This is a genomic window from Arthrobacter sp. TMN-50 (assembly GCF_054511125.1).
This window is the reverse complement of the sequence record NZ_JBTNDG010000001.1, coordinates 14488-33410: the sequence shown is the minus strand read 5'-3', so window position 1 is coordinate 33410 and position 18923 is coordinate 14488. Positions and strand designations below refer to the sequence as shown.

At 65.7% G+C, this 18923-nt stretch carries 17 protein-coding genes; 8 read left to right on the top strand and 9 right to left on the bottom strand.

Annotation, left to right across the window (positions count from 1 at the left end; genetic code table 11):
- Positions 1-16: 16 nt before the first annotated feature.
- Genes ACX80A_RS00165 through ACX80A_RS00155 form a run of 3 tightly spaced genes read right to left on the bottom strand, consistent with a single transcriptional unit; the run spans position 17 to position 2406 of the window.
- Positions 17-346, bottom strand: a complete 330-nt coding sequence (locus tag ACX80A_RS00165) for a biotin/lipoyl-containing protein (RefSeq protein WP_459257642.1) — start codon at positions 344-346, stop codon at positions 17-19.
- Positions 339-1382, bottom strand: coding sequence for an alpha-ketoacid dehydrogenase subunit beta (locus ACX80A_RS00160; RefSeq protein WP_459257641.1), 1044 nt, complete (start codon positions 1380-1382; stop codon positions 339-341). Before ACX80A_RS00160 ends, ACX80A_RS00165 begins: the two co-directional genes overlap by 8 nt.
- On the bottom strand, positions 1375-2406 hold the full coding sequence (locus ACX80A_RS00155) for a thiamine pyrophosphate-dependent enzyme (protein ID WP_459257640.1): 1032 nt from the start codon (positions 2404-2406) through the stop codon (positions 1375-1377). Before ACX80A_RS00155 ends, ACX80A_RS00160 begins: the two co-directional genes overlap by 8 nt.
- 299 nt (positions 2407-2705) lie before the next feature.
- On the opposite strand from ACX80A_RS00155, the gene ACX80A_RS00150 reads away from it, so the two are divergent.
- Genes ACX80A_RS00150 through ACX80A_RS00125 form a run of 6 tightly spaced genes read left to right on the top strand, consistent with a single transcriptional unit; the run spans position 2706 to position 8916 of the window.
- A complete protein-coding gene (locus ACX80A_RS00150) occupies positions 2706-3212 on the top strand; it encodes an Lrp/AsnC family transcriptional regulator (RefSeq protein WP_459257639.1) in 507 nt (168 codons plus the stop codon).
- 41 nt (positions 3213-3253) lie between these two features.
- Positions 3254-3985: an NUDIX hydrolase gene (locus ACX80A_RS00145; protein ID WP_459257638.1), complete on the top strand. Its 732-nt coding sequence runs from the start codon at positions 3254-3256 to the stop codon at positions 3983-3985.
- Positions 3986-4002: 17 nt separating this feature from the next.
- Positions 4003-5286, top strand: coding sequence for a quinolinate synthase NadA (gene nadA, locus ACX80A_RS00140; protein ID WP_459257637.1), 1284 nt, complete (start codon positions 4003-4005; stop codon positions 5284-5286).
- Complete coding sequence (gene nadB / locus ACX80A_RS00135; RefSeq protein ID WP_459257636.1) at positions 5283-6869, top strand: L-aspartate oxidase; 1587 nt, start codon at positions 5283-5285, stop codon at positions 6867-6869. The genes nadA and nadB overlap by 4 nt, the downstream gene beginning before the upstream one ends.
- Positions 6866-7768 carry a carboxylating nicotinate-nucleotide diphosphorylase gene (gene nadC, locus ACX80A_RS00130; protein ID WP_459257635.1) on the top strand — a complete coding sequence of 301 codons (903 nt, stop codon included), beginning with the start codon at positions 6866-6868 and terminating at the stop codon, positions 7766-7768. The genes nadB and nadC overlap by 4 nt, the downstream gene beginning before the upstream one ends.
- Positions 7768-8916 carry a cysteine desulfurase family protein gene (locus ACX80A_RS00125; protein ID WP_459257633.1) on the top strand — a complete coding sequence of 383 codons (1149 nt, stop codon included), beginning with the start codon at positions 7768-7770 and terminating at the stop codon, positions 8914-8916. The genes nadC and ACX80A_RS00125 overlap by 1 nt, the downstream gene beginning before the upstream one ends.
- On the opposite strand, the gene ACX80A_RS00120 is transcribed toward ACX80A_RS00125, so the two are convergent.
- The gene (locus ACX80A_RS00120) at positions 8891-9835 is read right to left on the bottom strand and encodes an alpha/beta fold hydrolase (protein WP_459257632.1); all 945 of its coding nucleotides are present in this window, start codon (positions 9833-9835) and stop codon (positions 8891-8893) included. The genes ACX80A_RS00125 and ACX80A_RS00120 overlap by 26 nt on opposite strands.
- 103 nt (positions 9836-9938) lie before the next feature.
- On the opposite strand from ACX80A_RS00120, the gene ACX80A_RS00115 reads away from it, so the two are divergent.
- Positions 9939-10727 carry a hypothetical protein gene (locus tag ACX80A_RS00115; RefSeq protein ID WP_459257631.1) on the top strand — a complete coding sequence of 263 codons (789 nt, stop codon included), beginning with the start codon at positions 9939-9941 and terminating at the stop codon, positions 10725-10727.
- A 12-nt stretch (positions 10728-10739) separates the two neighbouring features.
- Here ACX80A_RS00115 and ACX80A_RS00110 read toward each other — a convergent pair whose 3' ends face one another.
- Positions 10740-11657, bottom strand: a complete 918-nt coding sequence (locus ACX80A_RS00110; RefSeq protein ID WP_459257630.1) for an oxidoreductase — start codon at positions 11655-11657, stop codon at positions 10740-10742.
- A 102-nt stretch (positions 11658-11759) separates the two neighbouring features.
- On the opposite strand from ACX80A_RS00110, the gene ACX80A_RS00105 reads away from it, so the two are divergent.
- The gene (locus ACX80A_RS00105; protein WP_459257629.1) at positions 11760-12563 is read left to right on the top strand and encodes a transglutaminase-like domain-containing protein; all 804 of its coding nucleotides are present in this window, start codon (positions 11760-11762) and stop codon (positions 12561-12563) included.
- Here the strand turns inward: ACX80A_RS00105 and ACX80A_RS00100 are convergent.
- The 4 genes from ACX80A_RS00100 to ACX80A_RS00085 form a co-directional block, all read right to left on the bottom strand.
- Positions 12557-13030 (bottom strand): MarR family winged helix-turn-helix transcriptional regulator, encoded by a 474-nt coding sequence (locus tag ACX80A_RS00100; RefSeq protein ID WP_459257628.1) that lies wholly within the window; start codon positions 13028-13030, stop codon positions 12557-12559. The genes ACX80A_RS00105 and ACX80A_RS00100 overlap by 7 nt on opposite strands.
- Positions 13023-14111, bottom strand: a complete 1089-nt coding sequence (locus ACX80A_RS00095) for an LLM class flavin-dependent oxidoreductase (protein WP_459257627.1) — start codon at positions 14109-14111, stop codon at positions 13023-13025. The genes ACX80A_RS00100 and ACX80A_RS00095 overlap by 8 nt, the downstream gene beginning before the upstream one ends.
- Before the next feature lie 120 nt (positions 14112-14231).
- The gene (locus ACX80A_RS00090) at positions 14232-17369 is read right to left on the bottom strand and encodes an efflux RND transporter permease subunit (RefSeq protein WP_459257626.1); all 3138 of its coding nucleotides are present in this window, start codon (positions 17367-17369) and stop codon (positions 14232-14234) included.
- A 49-nt stretch (positions 17370-17418) separates the two neighbouring features.
- Positions 17419-18921 carry a malate:quinone oxidoreductase gene (locus ACX80A_RS00085; RefSeq protein WP_459257625.1) on the bottom strand — a complete coding sequence of 501 codons (1503 nt, stop codon included), beginning with the start codon at positions 18919-18921 and terminating at the stop codon, positions 17419-17421.
- Between the last annotated feature and the right edge of the window lie 2 nt (positions 18922-18923).

The window sequence follows — 18923 nt, the reverse complement described above, 5'->3', positions numbered from 1 at the left end:
CCTCAGATTAGGCGTGTCAGTCGTCGTCGGACACGGGCCTCAGGCGCACCCGCCGCTTGGGCGCGTGCTCCTGCGGTACCGTTCCGACAATGCCGGCCGTATTGTCGGGGACCTCAAAGACAATGAGTGGGTCCCCGACTGTGACTACGTCGCCCGGCTCACCATGAACTCTAACCACTGTTCCGGCCTGGGGTGATGGCAACTCGACGGCGGATTTGGTGGTTTCGACCTCGACCAGCGGCTGGTTGCGTTCAACGGTTTCGCCGACGGCGACCAGCCATTCGAGAACGGTGGCCTCGATCAGGCCCTCACCGAGGTCGGGGAGGGGAAAGGACAACTCAGCCACGGCGGTGCTCCAATACTCGTTGAATGCCGAACAGGATCCGGTCGATGTTCGGCACGTACTCGTCCTCGAGATCGCCCGAGGGGTACGGGACGTCGAATCCCGTCACCCGCTCCACCGGTGCCTTAAGCACATTGAAGCACTGCTCGGTGATGAGCGCAGCAATTTCCGCTCCGAGCCCGCTGGTGCGTGGTGCTTCATGGACGACGACGGCGCGGCGTGTCTTGGTCACCGAGGCGGCCAGGGCGGCGGCGTCGATGGGCTTCAGCCAGCGCAGGTCGAGGACTTCGACGTCGATCCCGTCCTCGGCTGCCAGTTCCGCGACCTGCAGGCAGCGCGCCACCATCGCTCCCCAGGCGATGAGCGTGAGATGGCGTCCGCTGCGGGCAACCTGGGCGCCATCGAGGGTGCCGCCGTCGGCGGTGTCGACCTCACCCTTCTGCCAGTACCGTGCCTTCGGTTCCATGAAGATCACCGGGTCGGGGCGCCGGACGGCGTGCTTGAGCAGGTGGTAGGCCTGATGTGGTGTGGATGGTGAGACCACTTTCAGCCCCGGCACGTGGGCGAAGAGGCTTTCGAGGCTCTCACCGTGGTGCTCGGGCGCACGAATTCCGCCGAAGCTTGGCACCCGAAGCGTGATGGGCATGGGGAGGGTGCCGCGGCTGCGGTAATTCATCCTGCCGATCTGACAGACAATCTGGTTGACTGCGGGGTAGGCGAACCCGTCGAACTGCACCTCGGGGATGGGGTGGAAACCGGCCATCGCGAGGCCCACCGACATGCCCAGGATCCCCGATTCGGCCAACGGGGTGTCGAAGACCCGGTCGGCACCGAACCGCGTTTGCAGCCCGTCGGTGACCCTGAAGACCCCGCCCAGCTGGCCAACATCCTCGCCGAAGATGAGGGTCCGTGAGTTTTCTTCCAGCGATTCAGCCAGGGCCCGGTTCAGTGCCTGTTGCATGGAGAGGTGTTCCAGGTGTGACCCGGGTTCGCTCGCTGCCCGAGCGGTGGTCTCAGCCGTTGCCGTCCGCTCAGACATGTTCCGATTCCTCTCTCCAAGCGAGTTCCTGCTGATGCAGGGTGGGGGTGTTTTCCTGGAACACGTACGTAAACATGTCCGATCCCGGACGTGGGCCGAGGCCCTCCAAACCCTCGCGTACGCGTTCGGTCTCGGCTTCCGCGTCGGCCAGAACCGCGTCGAAGTAATCGGGACCAGTGCCGTAGGCGGTGCGCAGCAGGTCCGCGCAGCGCTGTACCGGATCGAGGCTGCGGGCTGCCTGCTCGTCGGCGAGAGAGCGGTACCGGCCGGGGTCGTCGCTGGTGGAGTGCGGGCCGAGACGATAGGTGGTGGCTTCGATCAGCATGGGTCCGTTCCCGCCCCGGCAGTGGTCGATGGCCTGGAGTGTCGCGGCCAGGACGGCGACGACGTCGTTCCCGTCTACCGTGAGCGACGGCATCCCGTAACCGGCAGCACGTGCCGCAACCGCGCCGCCAGCAACCTGTGCCGAGGTGGGGACGGAGATGGCCCAGCCGTTGTTTTGCACGAAGAAAACCACCGGAGCCTTCATGACGGCGGCGAAGTTCATCGCCTCGTGAACGTCACCCTGCGAGCTGGCGCCGTCGCCGAAGTAGGTGAGAGCCACCCCGCTGCCGGTCCCGGGTTCGCGCTCCTTCTGGGCGAGGGTCTGGCCGTGGGCCCACCCGACGGCGTGGAGGACCGAGCCGGCGACCACAGCCTGGATGGGTGCAAGATGGGTGGCGGCAGAGTCGTAGAGCCCGCCGTGCCAGGTGGCTTTGTGCGTGGCCATGTACTGCACCATGTCGACGTTCATGGCTCTGGCGACACCCATTTCCCGGTAGGTGGGGAACACGAAGTCCCTGGCGATATCGACGGCGCAACCGCTTCCCACCTGGGCGGCTTCCTGGCCCAGCAGGGGGGCATAACCGGGAATGATGCCTTGCCGCTGCCAGCGGACTGCCGCAAGATCCAACTGACGCACTGTCACCAGGAGCCGGTGCAGCGTCTTCAGTTCCTCCTCGGGAGGGGCGGGCGTGAAGTGCATGGCCGTCCTTATGATCGAAGTCACTTTGTCAGAGCGACGCTACGTTCAAAAGGGAAACGCTGCAATCTGCTCAGCGTTAGCTGCACACTGTGTATCGATCTGTTCTAATTTTCCATTGATCACTAGACAGACTGTTCGGTAAGCTGGGGAGAAGAGGGCACAAAAAAAGCGACAGGAGCACGTGCGCCGTCGAACCCACCCCTGCCGCGTGGTCGAATAGACCAACGACTGTGAGACTAGTCACTATTTCGCCAAGACACAACACCGGCGCGTCTTTTCTCCTACCCGAAAGGTCACACATGGTTATTGACCCCCTCGACTCCCGGATTGCTGAACTCTTCACCGACGATCCCCGGATGAGTGTGCTTGAGGCGTCACGACGGCTGAAGGTAGCCCGTGCTACCGTCCAGGCGCGATTGGACCGGATGCAACGCGATGGCGTGATTGCGGGCTGGGGTCCACGGATCGAGCCGCGCAGCCTCGGTTACCCCGTGGTCGCCTACTGCTCGCTGACCATCCACCAGGATTCGGGGCACGACGCCGTCGCCGTCGCGCTGGCGAAAATTCCGGAGATCCAGGAGGTGCATACCGTCTCGGGGGAGAGCGATCTGCTCGCCAAGGTTGCAGCCCGGTCCAATTCCGACCTGCAACGGGTTATTGATGCGATCATTGCCACCCGGACGGTGGTGCGCTCCTCGACCGTCATCGTGCTCAACACCCACTTCGAGGGGCGGACGCTGCCCCTGATGCGCGCCGCCGCAGGGGTGGGAGGGGTGTGGGTTGGAGAAAGTGCAGATTCGGGCTAAAATCACTTAGAGTCATATTGACACTAAGTGAGGAGGGTCTGATGTACGCAGAGGCGGCAAACGTTTCCGAGCGGCAGCTGCAACCCCCAGTGCTGGCCATTTCCACGGTGATTTTCGCTCTGCGGCCCAGCGCGACGTCGGGCCGACCCACCCTGTGGCTGCCGTTGGTACGCCGGATCAGGCAGCCGCATCTCGGCAAGTGGGCATTGCCGGGTGGTCCGCTCGCCCAGGTCGAGTCACTGCAGGACGCCGCGTCACGCAACCTGAGGGAGACCACCGGGCTGGTCCCGAACTACCTGGAACAGCTCTACGCCTTCGGCGGGCTGGACCGTGCAGCCACCCAGCGTGTGGTCTCTATCGTCTACTGGGCGCTGGTCCAGCCCGACGAAGCGGCCCTGACTCAGGAATCCGAAAACATCAGCTGGTTCCGTGCCGACAACCTCGAGGACCTTGCCTTCGACCACAACACCATCGTTGACTACGCGCTCTGGCGGCTCCGCAGCAAGATGGAATACGGTTCGATCGCCTACCACTTCCTTGGGGACACCTTCACCCTGGCGCAGGTCAGGGAGGTCTACGAAGCGGTGCTCGATCGCCACCTCGATCCGGCAAACTTCCGTCGCCAGCTTCGAGCTACCCCCGACATCACCCCCACCGACGAGTACCTCCAGGGCGTCCGCCACCGGCCGCCCCGGCTCTACCGCTACACGGGGCCGGCTGGCACCCTTGGCGCCCAGGCCACTCCCGTGCCGGCCGGCACCTCCACTGACTAACCCTTCAGGAGCCAATCATGACCAGTGTCACCACCGCGATCCAGCTTGTGACGCGGCAGCAAGCACAGAGTCAGCGCGTCACCACGTGCTCGCCAGCTCTCGCCGCGGACCCGTGGGCCATCGACCGGGAAATGTCGCCCACCTACGGTCCCGGCGCCTCCCTGAGCGACGTTGCGCCACCAGCTACCCCACGGCAGGGGGAGCTACCCGAGAAGTACCGGCTCGCCACCGACGAGGAGCTCGACTCAAGGATCCTCGCCGCCAAGGCGACCCTCGGTGAACGGGCGGTCATCCTGGGCCACTTCTACCAGCGCGACGAGGTGGTCAAGTACGCCGACTTCGTCGGCGATTCCTACCAGCTGGCCCGCGCCGCCACCGAAAAAACGCGGGCTGAGGCCATCATCTTCTGCGGCGTCCATTTCATGGCCGAAACCGCCGATATGCTCTCCAAACCACACCAGGCAGTGATCCTTCCCAACCTCGCGGCGGGCTGCTCGATGGCCGACATGGCCGACATCGATTCGGTGACCGACTGCTGGGAAGACCTTGCCGAGCTGTTCGGGACCGAGCCCGACGACGACGGCCGCGTCCCGGTCATCCCCGTCACCTACATGAATTCGTCAGCGGCGCTGAAGGGATTCTGCGGCCGCAACGGAGGGATCGTGTGCACCTCCTCGAACGCCGCAGCCGTGCTTGAATGGGCTTTCCAGCGGGGTCAACGGGTGCTGTTCTTCCCCGACCAGCACCTGGGACGGAACACTGCCAAAGCCATGGGAGTGCCCGTCGAGCAGATGCCCCTCTGGAACCCACGCAAACCGCTCGGCGGCAACGAGGAGGCAAGGTTGCAGGACGCCCGGGTCATCCTGTGGCACGGCTTCTGCTCGGTCCACAAACGTTTCTCCGTTGGCCAGATCGAGCAGGCCAGGGCCGACTACCCAGGCGTCCGCGTGATCGTCCACCCGGAATGCCCTATGGAGGTGGTCGACGCGGCGGACGCTGCGGGCTCCACCGACTACATTCGCCGGGCCATCGAGTCGGCCGAACCCGGCACCACGTTCGCCGTCGGCACCGAAATCAATATGGTGAACCGGCTGGCCAGCCAGCACCCGGAACACACCATCTTCTGCCTCGATCCCGTGATCTGCCCCTGTTCCACCATGTACCGCATCCACCCGGGTTACCTGGCCTGGGTGCTGGAGGGCCTCGTCGCTGGCACAGTGCACAACCGGATCACCGTCGACGAGTCAGTCGCCGAACCGTCCCGGGTGGCGCTGGAACGCATGCTGGCCGTCCAGCCATGAGCACCGGCGCACCCGGGCACGTTGTGGTGGTGGGCAGCGGCATCGCCGGACTCTACGCGGCACTCCGGCTGCGACGCGCCACCCCCGGCACCGCCGTCAGCCTGATCACGAAGGGCCGGCTTGAGGACAGCACCACGTGGCATGCCCAGGGCGGGATCGCCGCCGTCATGCACAGCTCGGGTGAATCCGGCGCTGCCCAGGACGGCGACAGCGTGGCCAGCCACGTTGCCGACACGCTCGCTGCCGGCAGCGGGTCCTGCGTGCCGGAAGCGGCGCAGATCCTCTGCGCTGAGGCAGCCCAGCACATCGAAGCCCTGCTGGCCCTGGGAACCCCATTCGACCGCACAGTCGTCGGGGAACTGGCACTGGGCAGGGAAGCAGCGCATTCGGCGTCGCGCATCCTGCACGCCGGCGGAGACGCGACGGGCGCCGCAGTCGCCCTGGCACTGATTGCCGCGGTCCGGCAGGATCCAGGCATCGAGGTGCTGGAGAACTCGTTTCTCGCCGACCTGCGCATCGGCGGAGCCGCCGCACCGGCAGTGACCGGCATTCAGATCCTCCGTGAGGGGATCCAGACCACACTCGACGCCGACGCGGTCGTCCTCGCCACCGGTGGTGCGGGCCAGCTCTTCACCCACAACACCAATCCACCGGTTGCTACGGGGGATGGGCTGGCGGCAGCCTGGCGGGCGGGCGCCGTCGTGAAAGATCTTGAGTTTTTCCAGTTCCATCCCACGGCCCTGGACCTCCCCGGCAACTTGCTGATCTCGGAGGCCGTCCGCGGGGAGGGAGCGGTACTGCTCGACACGTCGGGGCAGCGGTTCATGGCCGCGTACCACCCGGCCGCCGAGCTGGCGCCAAGGGACGTCATTTCCCGCAGCATCGCCCTGCATCTTAGGGATCGTGGCGAGGAACGGGTATACCTCGATGCGACCGGCCTGGGTGGGCCGGACTTTCTTGCCACCCGGTTCCCGTCCCTGCACCGGCTGACGGCGGCCCTCGGCTTCGACTGGTCGGTTGATCCGCTGCCGGTCATTCCGGCGGCCCACTACTGGATGGGCGGAATCCAGACCGACCTATGGGGGCGCACCTCGCTCAGGGGTCTCTACGCCGTCGGCGAGGCCGCGTGCACCGGAGTCCACGGGGCGAACCGGCTGGCGTCCAATTCCCTTCTGGAGGGCCTCGTCTTCGCCGCCCGCGCAGTCACCGCGATCACCGCAGAGGTGCACGACGACGACGGCTGGCCCGCATTTCCTGCTGCACCGCTGACGCTTTCGGATGCGGCAGCGACCGAGGTCTGCGACCGGCGCACCCTGCAGCGCGTGATGACCGACCACGCGGCGGTGACCCGCAGCGGGGCGGGACTGCAGGTAGCTGCCAAGCAGCTCGACCAGTTCTCCGGCGCCGCCGGAACGGTCGAGCAGCGCGAAACGGGAAACCTGCTCATCGCCGCGAGGCTGCTAGTGCACGCGGCGGCGGCCCGCGAGGAATCGCTCGGCGCCCACTACCGCACCGACTTCCCGGGAACCCGCCCGCGAGGCAGCGACCCCCATGTCACCGCCTACCGAAGGGCACAGCCATGAGCCAGCCTGTCACTCAGCCAGCAACGGCCGACGTCGATCGGATTGTCGCTGCAGCGCTCGCCGAAGACGCGCCCTGGGGGGACATTACCTCCGAGACGCTGATTCCTGCTGCTGCCATCGCTCAGGCGTCGGTCGTCGCGCGGGAGGCGGGAGTGTTCTGCGGCCAGCAGGTCATTGAGGCCGCGATGCGGCTCACCGATCAGCGAACCACGGTGCAGTTCCTGGCGCAGGACGGGGAGGCGTTCGACGTCGGCGCTGTTCTGGCCGTCCTGACGGGGCCCGCCCGCGCGGTCCTCACCGCCGAGCGGGTGGCGCTGAACCTGGCGCAGCGTCTCAGTGGGATCGCTACCCTGACCGCCCGGTTCGTGCAGGCGGTAGCGGGGACCGGCACGCGCATCGTCGACACCCGTAAGACCACCCCGGGGCTCCGGATACTGGAACGCTACGCGGTCCGCTGCGGGGGAGGCTTCAATCACCGCTTCAGCCTCTCGGATGCCGTCATGGCCAAGGACAACCACCTGGCCCTCCTGGCCAGTAGTGGTGCTACCGGGCTGACCGAGGCCCTCACGGCAGCAAAGGCCAGTCTTCCCCATACCGTGCATTTTGAGGTTGAGGTGGACCGGCTCGACCAGATCGAGCCGGTCCTGGCTGCCGGGGTGGACACGATCATGCTCGACAATTTCAGTGTGGATCAACTGACCGAGGGGGTCCGGCTGGTGGCCGGGCGCGCCCTGGTGGAAGCCAGCGGCAACGTGCGGCTGGACACCGTTGCGGCAATTGCCCGCACTGGCGTGGATCTCATTTCCTCCGGCGCGTTGACCCACAGCGTCCATGCACTCGATCTGGGACTGGATCTGGACCTGGATCTGGACCCCGGGCCCGGCGAGCGGAGACCCTGATGATCTATCTTGATGCCGCCGCGACTGCCCCGGTAAGGCGGGAAGTGCTGACGGCGATGTGGCCGCTCCTGAGTTCAGAGTTCGGGAATCCCTCCAGTCATCACGGGATCGGGGAAGCTGCGGCCCGGGCGTTGAGCGCTGCGCGCCAAAGTGCGGCAACGGTGTTGGGTTGCCGTCCGTCCGAACTCACCTTCACCTCGGGTGGCACGGAAGCCAACAACCTCGCGTTGAAGGGCATCGCCCTCGCCACCCCGCGCGACCGGCACCTGGTCACCAGTGCCGTCGAGCACCCGGCGGTCCTTGAAACGCTCGACTATCTGCGTCGGTTTCACGGGTTCCGGATCACCATCGTTCCGGTCTCGCCCACGGGCCTCGTCGAACCGGATGACCTCACCGCGGCCCTCACCCCCGGCACCACCCTGTGCTCGATCATGTATGCGAACAACGAGGTGGGAACGGTCCAGCCCGTGCGGGTCCTCGCGGACCGCTGTGCGGCGGTGTCAGTCCCCTTCCACACCGACGCCGTACAGGCGGGCGGCTGGCTTCCGCTCACCGTCGCCGACCTCGGAGTCGACGCTCTGACGCTGTCCGGTCACAAACTGGGCACACCCAAGGGAACCGGTCTGCTCTATTTGAGAGGCCGCATTCCGATGGAACCGCTGATCCATGGTGGTGGACAGGAACGTGGGAGGCGGTCAGGGACGGAGAACGTTGCCGGAGCCGTGGGTCTCGCCACCGCGCTGGCCCTGGCCCAGGGGGAGCGGGAGAGAGCGGTCCCGGTCGCCACGGCGCAGCGGGATTTCCTCACCGGCCAGGTGCTGGGAACGGTCCCCGGGGCTGTCCTCACCGGCGACCCGGGGCAGCGGTTACCGAATCTCGCGTCGTTCTGCTTTCCCGGCACCAGTGGCGAATCGGTGTTACTGGAACTTGAGCGCCGTGGCGTCGTCTGCTCCAGTGGGTCGGCCTGCGCTGCGGCCAGCGACGAGCCGTCAGCGGTCCTCCTGGCTCTGGGAATAGACCGGGAAACCGCACAGACCGCCGTCCGGTTCTCGTGGACCGCCGCCACCACCGAACGGGACATTACTCTCGCGTCCCGGGCGGTCACCGCGGCCGTCGCAGCAGTCAGGGGACTGGGCCGCACGGCTTGACGCCCTCGCCGCCTGCCTCCGCGCTGGCTTGAGGCGCGACTGTCTCCCGCCACAGGAAGTGTGCCACCGCCTCCGGATCCTCAACATGGGCGAAGTGTCCGGTACCCGGTATCACGGTGGTCCGGGCGTTCGGCAGCAGCCGGGTCAGCTCACCTGCCTCCGCGGCCGAGGTGAAGACATCCCGCTCGCCCCGCAGGACCAGCTGGGTGCCCCCGGCCTCCCGCCACGGGGAAAAGTCGTGATCCGTCAACGCTTTCGCCGCAACAGCGAAGGCGGCGGGACGGGCATCGACGGCGAGCGCATCGACCACCGGTCCCGTCAGGGAGGCCGGGCTGACGACGAAGGGCCGCAACACCAGTTTCAGCAAGCCGGCCCGCCGGGCGATGGCGATCAGGCGGGGGCTCAGTGATCCGGTGCGGTCGAGGAACCGCATAATGATCCTCATCCCGAGGAGCGGGCCCATCGTTGCGAGGTTCTGCCACGGCCGGCGAAACGCACGGGAGGCGATCACCGTGGTGGGGGAGAGGACCACCACCGTCAGGGTGCGGTCCGGTTCGGCTGCTGCGATCTCCAGGGCTGGCACGGCACCCATCGAATGTCCGAAGAGCCGCCACCGGCGATAACCCGCCTGGGTGAGGACCTCGACGATGGCCGCGGCCTGCGACTGAATGGTGAAGGCGCCGACGCCGGGAGAGTCACCCCACCCCGGCAGGTCGATCACGACGGTGTCCACCTCAGTGGGGAAACCGGGTGCGGCCTGCAACTCTCTGAAGGTGCGCCAGGATCCGGCGGCGCCATGCAGCAGCACCCACGGCGGCGCGTCAACCCCGGCGGTCCGTGAAATCCTCACCTGCACTGGTCCCAACGCAGTAGAAAAGCGCTCGGTGGTGAGGGTTGCGCGCGTCGATGCTGTGGGCATATCAGTAATTCTGCACGGTGTCCGGAGTGGATGCCTCCCCGTCCAATCAGTTTCAGTGATTAGACTCACAGCAGAACACGGTAACCACCATGAGAGGACACAGATGAGCCGATCAACGCGAACCGCGCGGATCACCGCAATGGGCGCACTGGCGGTCACCGTAGCGGTGGCGCTCGCAGGCTGCACTGGTCTCGAAATCGGTGACCGCCCAGCGCAGACCGGGACGCCGTCGTTGTCGGACAACAGCCCTGCGGCACCCCAGGGGACCACCGAACCGGCCCCGAAACCGACGGTCGCAGCACGAGCAGCCCCCGACGACGACTGGGTGATCTTCACCGACCCGGACGCCATCGTGAGCTTCGAGGTTCCACCGGACTGGGTCGTAGAGCCGATTGCGGACGCTGGGGACGGGTTCGCACCCGACTCCATCCACTTCGCCGTCGAAAATCCCGACGGCGTCCGGATGGCCGAGCTCCACACCGGCATCAATGCGGCGGAGGAGGATTGTTCGCCCGCCGACGCAAGCCCCTACACGGTTATCCTCAGCCAGCCAGTGGATCTCCCGTCCACTGCCGAATCCGATCTGTCAATTGACCCCCGGCTGGTGGTGCGCCTGATCGAGGGCTTCAGGTTCTTCAGCTCCTACGGCGTCACCGACGTGGTTGGTGGTGCTGAGGGGGCCGCCTGCACGCTCTTCAACACGGTGCAGGGCCCGGAGCGCATTGGGCTGTACTCGTTTGGGGACGCAATCTCGCTGACGGCGTTGACCCCTGAGCAGGTTGGCTCCCGAACCGCGTCCTTCGAAACCATTGCCGACGCCGACAAGTTCTTCGATTCAGCGCAATTCACCAGTATTCGCCGAATGATCGCGTCGCTGCAGCTCGCCGAATAGCGCTCGACGCCGTCAGGCCGCAGGCAGGTCGGGGAAGGCGACGCCGGTCATCGCGGCACTGACGTCCCACAGTCTGCCGGCGACCACTGCGTCGAGCACCCGCGGTACCGGGGCCACCAGTACGGCGTTGCCTCTGGTTTCGCCAGGCCCGTCGGGGCCGAAGTAATCGCCGCCGTGGGCACGGGTAGAGGTGGCCGCTTCCAGAATGGGGAGTGAACCGGCAATATCTGACTGTCCGAGGAGCCTGATGAACCCGCCGACGACGTTCAGCACGCCGGTGGCTCCCATGCCCGCCGTGAGATTGGTAGTGGACAGGCCGGGATGGGCGGCCACCGCCAGCAATGGTTCGCCGGAGGCTTTGACCCGCCGGTCCAGCTCCATGGTGAAGTAAAGGTTGGCTATTTTGCTCTGGTTGTAGGCCGTCCACCGCCGGTATTTGGTGGTGGAATTCAGGTCGTCGAAGTTGATGGTGCCTCGTTTGTGGGCAAGGCTGGACACCGACACGACGCGGGGCGCCGCGGTCTGACGGAGCTTCGGGAGCAGAAGACCCGTCAGGGCGTAGTGACCGAGGTGGTTAACGCCGAGTTGCTGCTCGAACCCGTCCTCGGTGAGGATTCGCGGTGTGGCCATCACTCCCGCATTGTTGATCAGGAGGTCCAGTGGTTCGGTCCAGTCGGCGGCGAAGCTCCGCACCGACGCCAGCGATGACAGGTCGAGGATCCGCAGGTCGACGGTGGCTCCCGGGACCCGGGATGCGACCGTCTTGAGGGCTGCAGCCCCGCGTGATTCGTTCCGGCAGGCGAGGGTCACCGAGGCTCCCCGCCGGGCGAGAGCTAGCGCCGTCTGCAGGCCGAGACCGCTGTTGGCCCCGGTGATCACTACTGAGCGGCCCTTGAGGTCCTGGACCTGGTGCTGGGGAGTGGAATTCACTAAGGAGCCTTCCTTGTTCTAACGTGGTGGTAGTTTCAGCATAGAGTCCGCACCCACGGCTCGCCGCGCACTGCCACCTCCACCCCCATCAGGAGTTCACCCATGCAGCGATCAGTGACCGCCCGCATCACGGCGCGGACCCGCTCCGCCTCGTCACTCGTCTTTGCTTTGGCCGCCGTGCGGAACCCCGGGTACAGCACCTTCGACGAGAACCTGGTGGTGCTGGTGGATGACCAGCCGGTCATCCCCGGGGAACTGGAAGACCTCCACGGGGGACGGCTGCACACCCTCACGGTGGACGGAGAGGCGAGCATCTCCCTCGACTACAGTGCGACCGTCACGGGGACGGCCAACGCCGAAGAGGCATCCGAAACGGATCTGATCCGCTATGTCCGCCCCAGCCGCTACTGCGAATCGGACCGGCTCCTGCCGACGTCGTACGCCGAATTTGGCTCGCTGGCGGGATCCGAGCTGCTCAACGCGGTGCGTGACTGGGTGGGCAAGGAGCTCGCCTATGTTTCGGGTTCCTCACGCCCTACCGACGGCGCCGTCGAAACCCTGCTGGGACGCCGTGGCGTGTGCCGGGACTACGCCCACCTGGTCATCTCCCTGCTGCGGGCCAAGGACGTCCCCGCCCGGCTTGCCGCGGTGTACGCGCCCGGTCTGAGCCCCATGGATTTCCACGCTGTTGCCGAGGCCTGGGTGGACGGTGCCTGGCATGTGGTGGACGCCACCGGGCTGGCGCCGAGGGAGTCACTGCTCCGGATTGCGACGGGTCGGGACGCCTCGGACACCGCTTTTCTTTCGACGGTGGGCGGCAGCCTGCAGCTGGAGAAGCTGGAGGTGACCGCGGTGGTCGATTCCCTGCCCGTCGATCAGCCGGGTGCGCTGGTCCGGCTTCAATAGTCGACGCGCTCGGAATCGTCGACACCCTCGCGGATCCGATGCGTGAGATCGAGTAGCTGTTCGAGTTCCCCGGGCTTGAGGATCGGACCCAGTAGATTGTGGATCACCCGGACGTGAGCGGCGCCTATTTCGCGTTGCAGCACCCGGCCCTCCTCGGTCAGCGCCACCATCACGCCGCGCTGGTCCTCTGGCGCGGGTTTGCGCTGGATCAGCCCCTTGGACTCGAGGCGTTCCACCATCCGGCTGAGGCTGGGCTGGGAGATCAGCAGGCTCCGGTTGAGCTCGTTGAGCCGGGTCCAGCCGGTGGGGCAGCGGGTGAGGTTGAAGAGGACGTCGTACTCGCCAATCGCCAGCTTTTTGAAGGACGGGTCGTTGCGGAGCCGGCGCATCACTGCCACCTGGGCCCGAAACAGGGACTCCCAGGCCTCGGCTGTGAGACGGATCGCTGGCTCGGTGGTGTCAGGCACTGCGGGCCTCGGTCAGTGCGGTGAGCCGGTTCTGGAAGGTGGGTGGCGCCGGGAGGTCGGCGGGAGTGCGCTCAGCGAATTCCTTCCGGAGCACCGGTAGAACGTCTGATCCCAGCAGGTCCAGTTGCTCAAGCACCGTCTTCAGCGGCAATCCTGCGTGGTCCACCAGGAACAATTGGCGTTGGTAGTCGCCGAAGAACTCCCGGAACGTGAGGGTCTTCTCGATCATTTCCTGTGGACTGCCGACGGTCAGCGGCGTCTGGGAGGTGAAGTCCTCGAGCGACGGTCCATGGCCGTAGACCGGTGCGTTATCGAAGTACGGGCGGAACTCCCTGACCGCGTCCTGGGAATTGCGGCGCATGAAAAACTGCCCACCCAATCCAACGATTGCCTGTTCGGCTGTGCCATGGCCGTAGTGGGCATATCGTTCACGGTAGAGCGAGATCAGCTGCTGGTAGTGCTCCTTGGGCCAGAAGATGTTGTTGGCGAAGAAGCCGTCGCCGTAATAGGCGGCAATTTCGGCTACCTGCGGGGTGCGGATGGAGCCGTGCCACACGAAGGGTGCGACGCCGTCGAGCGGGCGCGGTGTTGAGGTGAAGTTGTGCAGCGGCGTGCGGTGCTTGCCTTCCCAGTTCACCACGTCCTCGTCCCAAAGTCGGCGCAGCAGGTTGTAGTTTTCCACGGTGAGCTCAACGCTGTCCTGCTGGTTTTTGCCGAACCAGGGGTAGACGGGCGCCGTGTTGCCCCGGCCGAGGATGAGGTCCACGCGGCCGTCGGAAAGGTGTTGCAGCATGGCGAAATCTTCGGCGATCTTCACCGGGTCGTTGGTGGTGATCAGCGTGGTGGACGTCGACAGGATGATGCGGTCGGTTTGGGCGGCGATATAGCCGAGCAGGGTAGTGGGTGAGCTGGGCACGAAGGGCGGGTTGTGGTGCTCGCCGGTGGCAAAAACGTCAAGGCCCACGTCCTCGGCATGTTTGGCAATGGTCACCATCGCCTTGATGCGCTCGTGCTCGGTGGGTGCTTTCCCAGTCGTCGGGTCGACAGTGACATCACCTACGGTGAAAATACCGATCTGCATGGTTCCTCCTCCAAGTAGATGCATCTGCATCTACTATAGCTGTAACAGGGGTGTCCGGCGCTTTGTTCCCGCGCGGAATCCGTTCAACAACGGCAGTGCGTCCCTCCGCTGCTGGGACCGTCAGTGGGACTTCGCGCGGCGGCCGGTGGCGTGCGATCCGCTGCGGGCCAGCAGGCGGGCCTCCCGCCGCCCCTCCACCAGCCGATACAGCACCGGCACCAGGATCAACGTGAGAGCGGTGGAGGAGACCAGTCCGCCGACCACCACAATCGCCAATGGCTGAGAGATGAACCCTCCCTCGCCGGTGAATCCGAGCGCCATCGGGGTGAGCGCGAAGACAGTTGCCAGCGCCGTCATCAGGATCGGCCGCAACCGTTGGCGGGCACCCTGGATGATCGCGTCCTCGACGCTCATCCCCGGGCTGCCGTCATGCGGACGCCGGTATTGGTTGATGAGGTCGATGAGCACAATCGCGTTCGTTACCACAATGCCCACCAGCATCAACATGCCAACCAGCGACGGGAGTCCCAGGGGGATCTGCGTGATGACCAGCAAGGCAATGGCGCCGGTCGCGGCGAACGGCACCGAGACCAGCAGAATCAGCGGCTGGATCAGGGACTTGAAGGTCGCCACCATGATCACATACACGATGGCGACGGCCGCCCAGAGTGCCAGGAACAGTTGGGCAAAGGAATCCGCCTGCTCGGCCGATGCGCCGCCCAGGGTGGCTGTGGCACCCGCCGGCAGGTCCACTCCGGCCAGACGCTCAGTCACGGCGGCGGTCAGCGCCCCCAGGTTCTGCTCCGACGGCGTAATGGACACCTGTGCCGTGCGTTCACCGTTGGCACTGGTGACGGACAACGGCACCTCTACCTCGACCACCGACGCCACCGACGTCAGCGGAACAGGCCCGGCCCGGGTCGGAAGGCTCAGGTCCTGCAACTGCTCAAGGCTGGTCAGCTCGGTGCCTTCGCCGATCAGGACGGGATAATCGGTCGTGTCGAGGCGTACCTGCCCGCCGGGCACCGGGCTGATGCTCCCGCCCAGCAGCCCGGCAATCTGTCCCTCGCTGAGACCGGCGGCGACGGCGGCAGCCCGGTCAACGTTGATCTGCACCTGTGGTTGTGCAGCTGCGAGGTTGCTGGTCACATCGCCAGCGCCGTCGACCCCCTGCATGGCCGCCTCGACGTCGTCGCTCGCCGCCCGCAGGTCTTCGGATGTCGGAGCAGTGATGCTCACGTCGATCGTGCTCGAGGTGCCGAAGCCTCCCTGCTGGGCGGACAGAGTGAAGGTCCCGACGCCGGTCAGCGATTCGAGTTCCTGCCGCACTCCATCCTGCAACTGCTCCTGGTCGGCGTCCTCGGCGGTGATCACCGTAAACGAGGCCACCGACGTTCCGCCGGAGAGCCGGGCAGCGAACCCGCTGGAGGCGTTACCCACCGTCACCTGAACCTCCCGTACCTCGGGGAAGCCTGCCAACACGTCCTCGGTCTGGGACGCCGCGGCCACGGTCGTGTCAAGGCTTGAACCCGGCTCGAGGGTCTGGGTGATGCTGAAGCTGTTCTGCCCGGTACTTCCGAGCAGATTGGTCTGCAGCAGCGGAATCATGGCCGCCGTTCCGGCCAGGACCAGCGCACCCGCGGTCAGTGTCCACACCGGATGCCGCTGGGTGGCGCCCAGTACCGGCAGGTAGCCGCGTTGCAGCCACGATTTTTGTTCGGCCTGGTGTGCTGTGTCGCGCACCTCGGCGGTATCGACGTCGGACGCCGGTGAGGGCAGGAACCAGTAGGCCAGCACGGGAACGATGGTGAGCGATACGGCGAGGGAGGCCAGCAGCGCCATCGAGACGGTCAAGGCAAACGGCCTGAACAATTCACCGGCCAGATCGCCGACAAAAGCGATGGGCGCAAACACGGCAACCGTGGTCAGTGTCGAGGCGGTGATCGCCCCGGCCACCTCCCGGATGGCCGTCAGAATGGCGTGGCGTTTGTCCTCTCCATAGCTGAGGTGCCGCTTGATATTTTCTATCACGACGATCGAGTCATCCACCACGCGACCGATGGCGATGGTGAGGGCACCGAGCGTGAGGATGTTCAACGAATACCCGGTGGCCCACAGGCCGATGAACGTCACCAGCAGGGACAGCGGAATAGAGATTGCCGTGACCAGGGTGGACCGGACCGAAAGCAGGAACACGAGGATCACCAGGACGGCGAAGCCGAGGCCAAGGATGCCCTCGGTGGTCAGGTCGCTGATGGAGCGCTCGATGAAGGGCGCCTGATCGAAGATCACGGTGATCTCGGCACCGTTCCCCAGCTCGGCTTCCAGCTGGGGCAACAGTTCGCTCACCAGGTTGGAGATCGCCACAGTGTCGCCGTCGGGAATTTTGGTCACGGTCAGAGCCAGGGTTTCGGTGCCGTTGGTGCGGGTGACCGAGGTTGCGTCGTCGTCGGCCACTGCGACCTCAGCGACCGACCCAAGTGTCGGCGGCGTGTTTCCCTCGTCCGGGGAACCGCCCTCCGGCAGCAGCGGCAGTGCCCGGATGTCGTCAAGGGAAGCGATGGGGCTGCCGGCCTGGATGGTGAGGGAGCGGTCGACGTCGGCCAGGGTGCCCACCGGGATCAGCTCGCCATTGTTTTCCAGGGCGGTGGCGATGTCTCCGACGGTCAGGTCGTTGGCGGCCAACTCCTGCCGGTCGGGAAGGATTGAAATGTATTGCCCCGCGCCGCCACTGACCTCGGCGGCCCGCACTCCCTGAAGTTTCTGCAACCGGGGCACCGTGAGCCGGGCGAGGTCCCCGCTCAGTTCGCTTAGGGGCTGATCGGAGGAAACCGCCATGAACACGATCGGTAAGTCGGTGATGCTCCCGGCCAGGGACTGTGGTTCCACGTCCTCGGGAAGCAGTGGCCGCACCGTGGAAATCGCGCGGTCCACCTGCCCACGGGCACGGTCCAGGTCGGTGCCGTAGGCGAACATCAGGTTGATGGTTGACACGCCGGTGCGGGAGGTGGCCGACGACGATTCAAGCCCCTCCACGCCACTCAAGGCGCTCTCCAGCGGCTCGCTCACCTGCTGATCGAGGTATTGAGGGGAAGCGCCGGGCACCGAGGACAGCACGGTGATTTGCGGGAACTCAAGAGATGGAATGAGCTCCTGCTTGAGCGAGCCCATGGTGATCACCCCAAACACCGATGCCAGGATGGTGATGAGTGCAATCAGCGCACGATTTCCCAGGGAGAGCTGAGCCAGACGGAACATGTGCCGAGCCTTCTATTTCTGCCGGCCGGATCCACGGCTCAGGCGGTGATTACTGGAGCTTCAACACCCGGTCGGTTTTGGACAGGATGTCTGCGGCGAGGGAACTGTTCTCGTTGAGCTTCACGCCGTAGCCGGGGATCATGTCCTTAAGCTTCGGTTCCCAGGCCTGCAACTGCGCAGGGAAGCAGCGCCTCAGGATTTCCAGCATAATTGGCGCCGCCGTCGATGCGCCGGGGGAAGCCCCCAGCAGTGCGCCGACCGAGCCGTCTGCCGCGGTGATGACCTCGGTGCCGAACTGCAACACCCCGCCCTTACCTGGAGCCTTCTTGATGATCTGTACCCGCTGGCCCGCGGTGATCAGGTCCCACTTGTCGCCGTCAGCGTCCGGGATGAACTCGTTGAGATAGGTGTTTTTCGCCTCGCGGTTCTTCAATACCTCCGAGATCAGGTACTTGGTCAGGGGCACGTTATCCTTGGCGACCGCCAGCATAGGCACCAGGTTCGACGGGCGGATGGAGCCGGGGAGGTCAAAGAACGAGCCGCGCTTGAGGAACTTGGTGGAGAAACCAGCGTAGGGGCCGAACAACAGCGACCGTTCGCCGTTGACGTACCGAGTGTCCAGGTGCGGGACAGACATGGGTGGGGCGCCGACCGACGCCTGGCCGTACACCTTGGCGTTGTGCTGGTTGACAATGTCGGGGTCGACGCACTTCAGGAACTGCCCTGAGACGGGGAAACCGGCAAAGCCCCTGCCCTCCGGGATCCCGGTGCGCTGCAGCAGGTGCAGGGCTCCGCCGCCCGCACCGATGAACACAAAGCGGGCGTTTACGGTACGCGCCTGCCCGGTGGCACGGTTGCGGACCTTGACCTCCCACCGGCCGTTGGAGCCGCGGGAGAGGTCGACGACGTCGTGGTTGTAGTTCAGATCCACGCCATTGGTGTCGAGGTAGCTGGTGAGGCTGCGGGTCAGTGACCCAAAGTCGACATCGGTCCCGCCAGCCACCCGTGAGGCAGCCACGGGCTGGCCAGCGGTTCGGCCGCTCATCAGCAGCGGTGCCCAGTCGGCGATCGCCGAAGGATCTTCCGCGTGTTCGATGGTTTCGAAGAGGGGCTGGCTTCGCAGGGCTTCGTAGCGCTTGCGCAGGTAGGCGGTGTTCTTCTCGCCCCAGACGAAGCTCATGTGCGGCACGGGGTTGATGAACCCTGAGGGATCGCCGAGGTGTCCGCTTTCCACCATGTGGGCCCAGAACTGGCGCGATACCTGGAACTGTTCGTTGATGGCCACGGCCTTGGCGGGGTTGACTGTCCCGTCGGGTCCCGCAGGGGTGTAGTTCAGTTCGCAGAGGGCGGCGTGCCCGGTGCCGGCGTTGTTCCACGGGTCGGAACTTTCCAGCCCGGCCCGGTCCAGGCGCTCGAAGAGCGAGATGCTCCAGTCCGGTTGCAGCTGCTTCAGGAAGGCGCCCAGCGTGGCGCTCATGATCCCTCCGCCGATCAGGACGACGTCGGTGTGGTCTGCGGGCATTCCCGCCTGGCTTGTAGCAGTCAACTTCATCT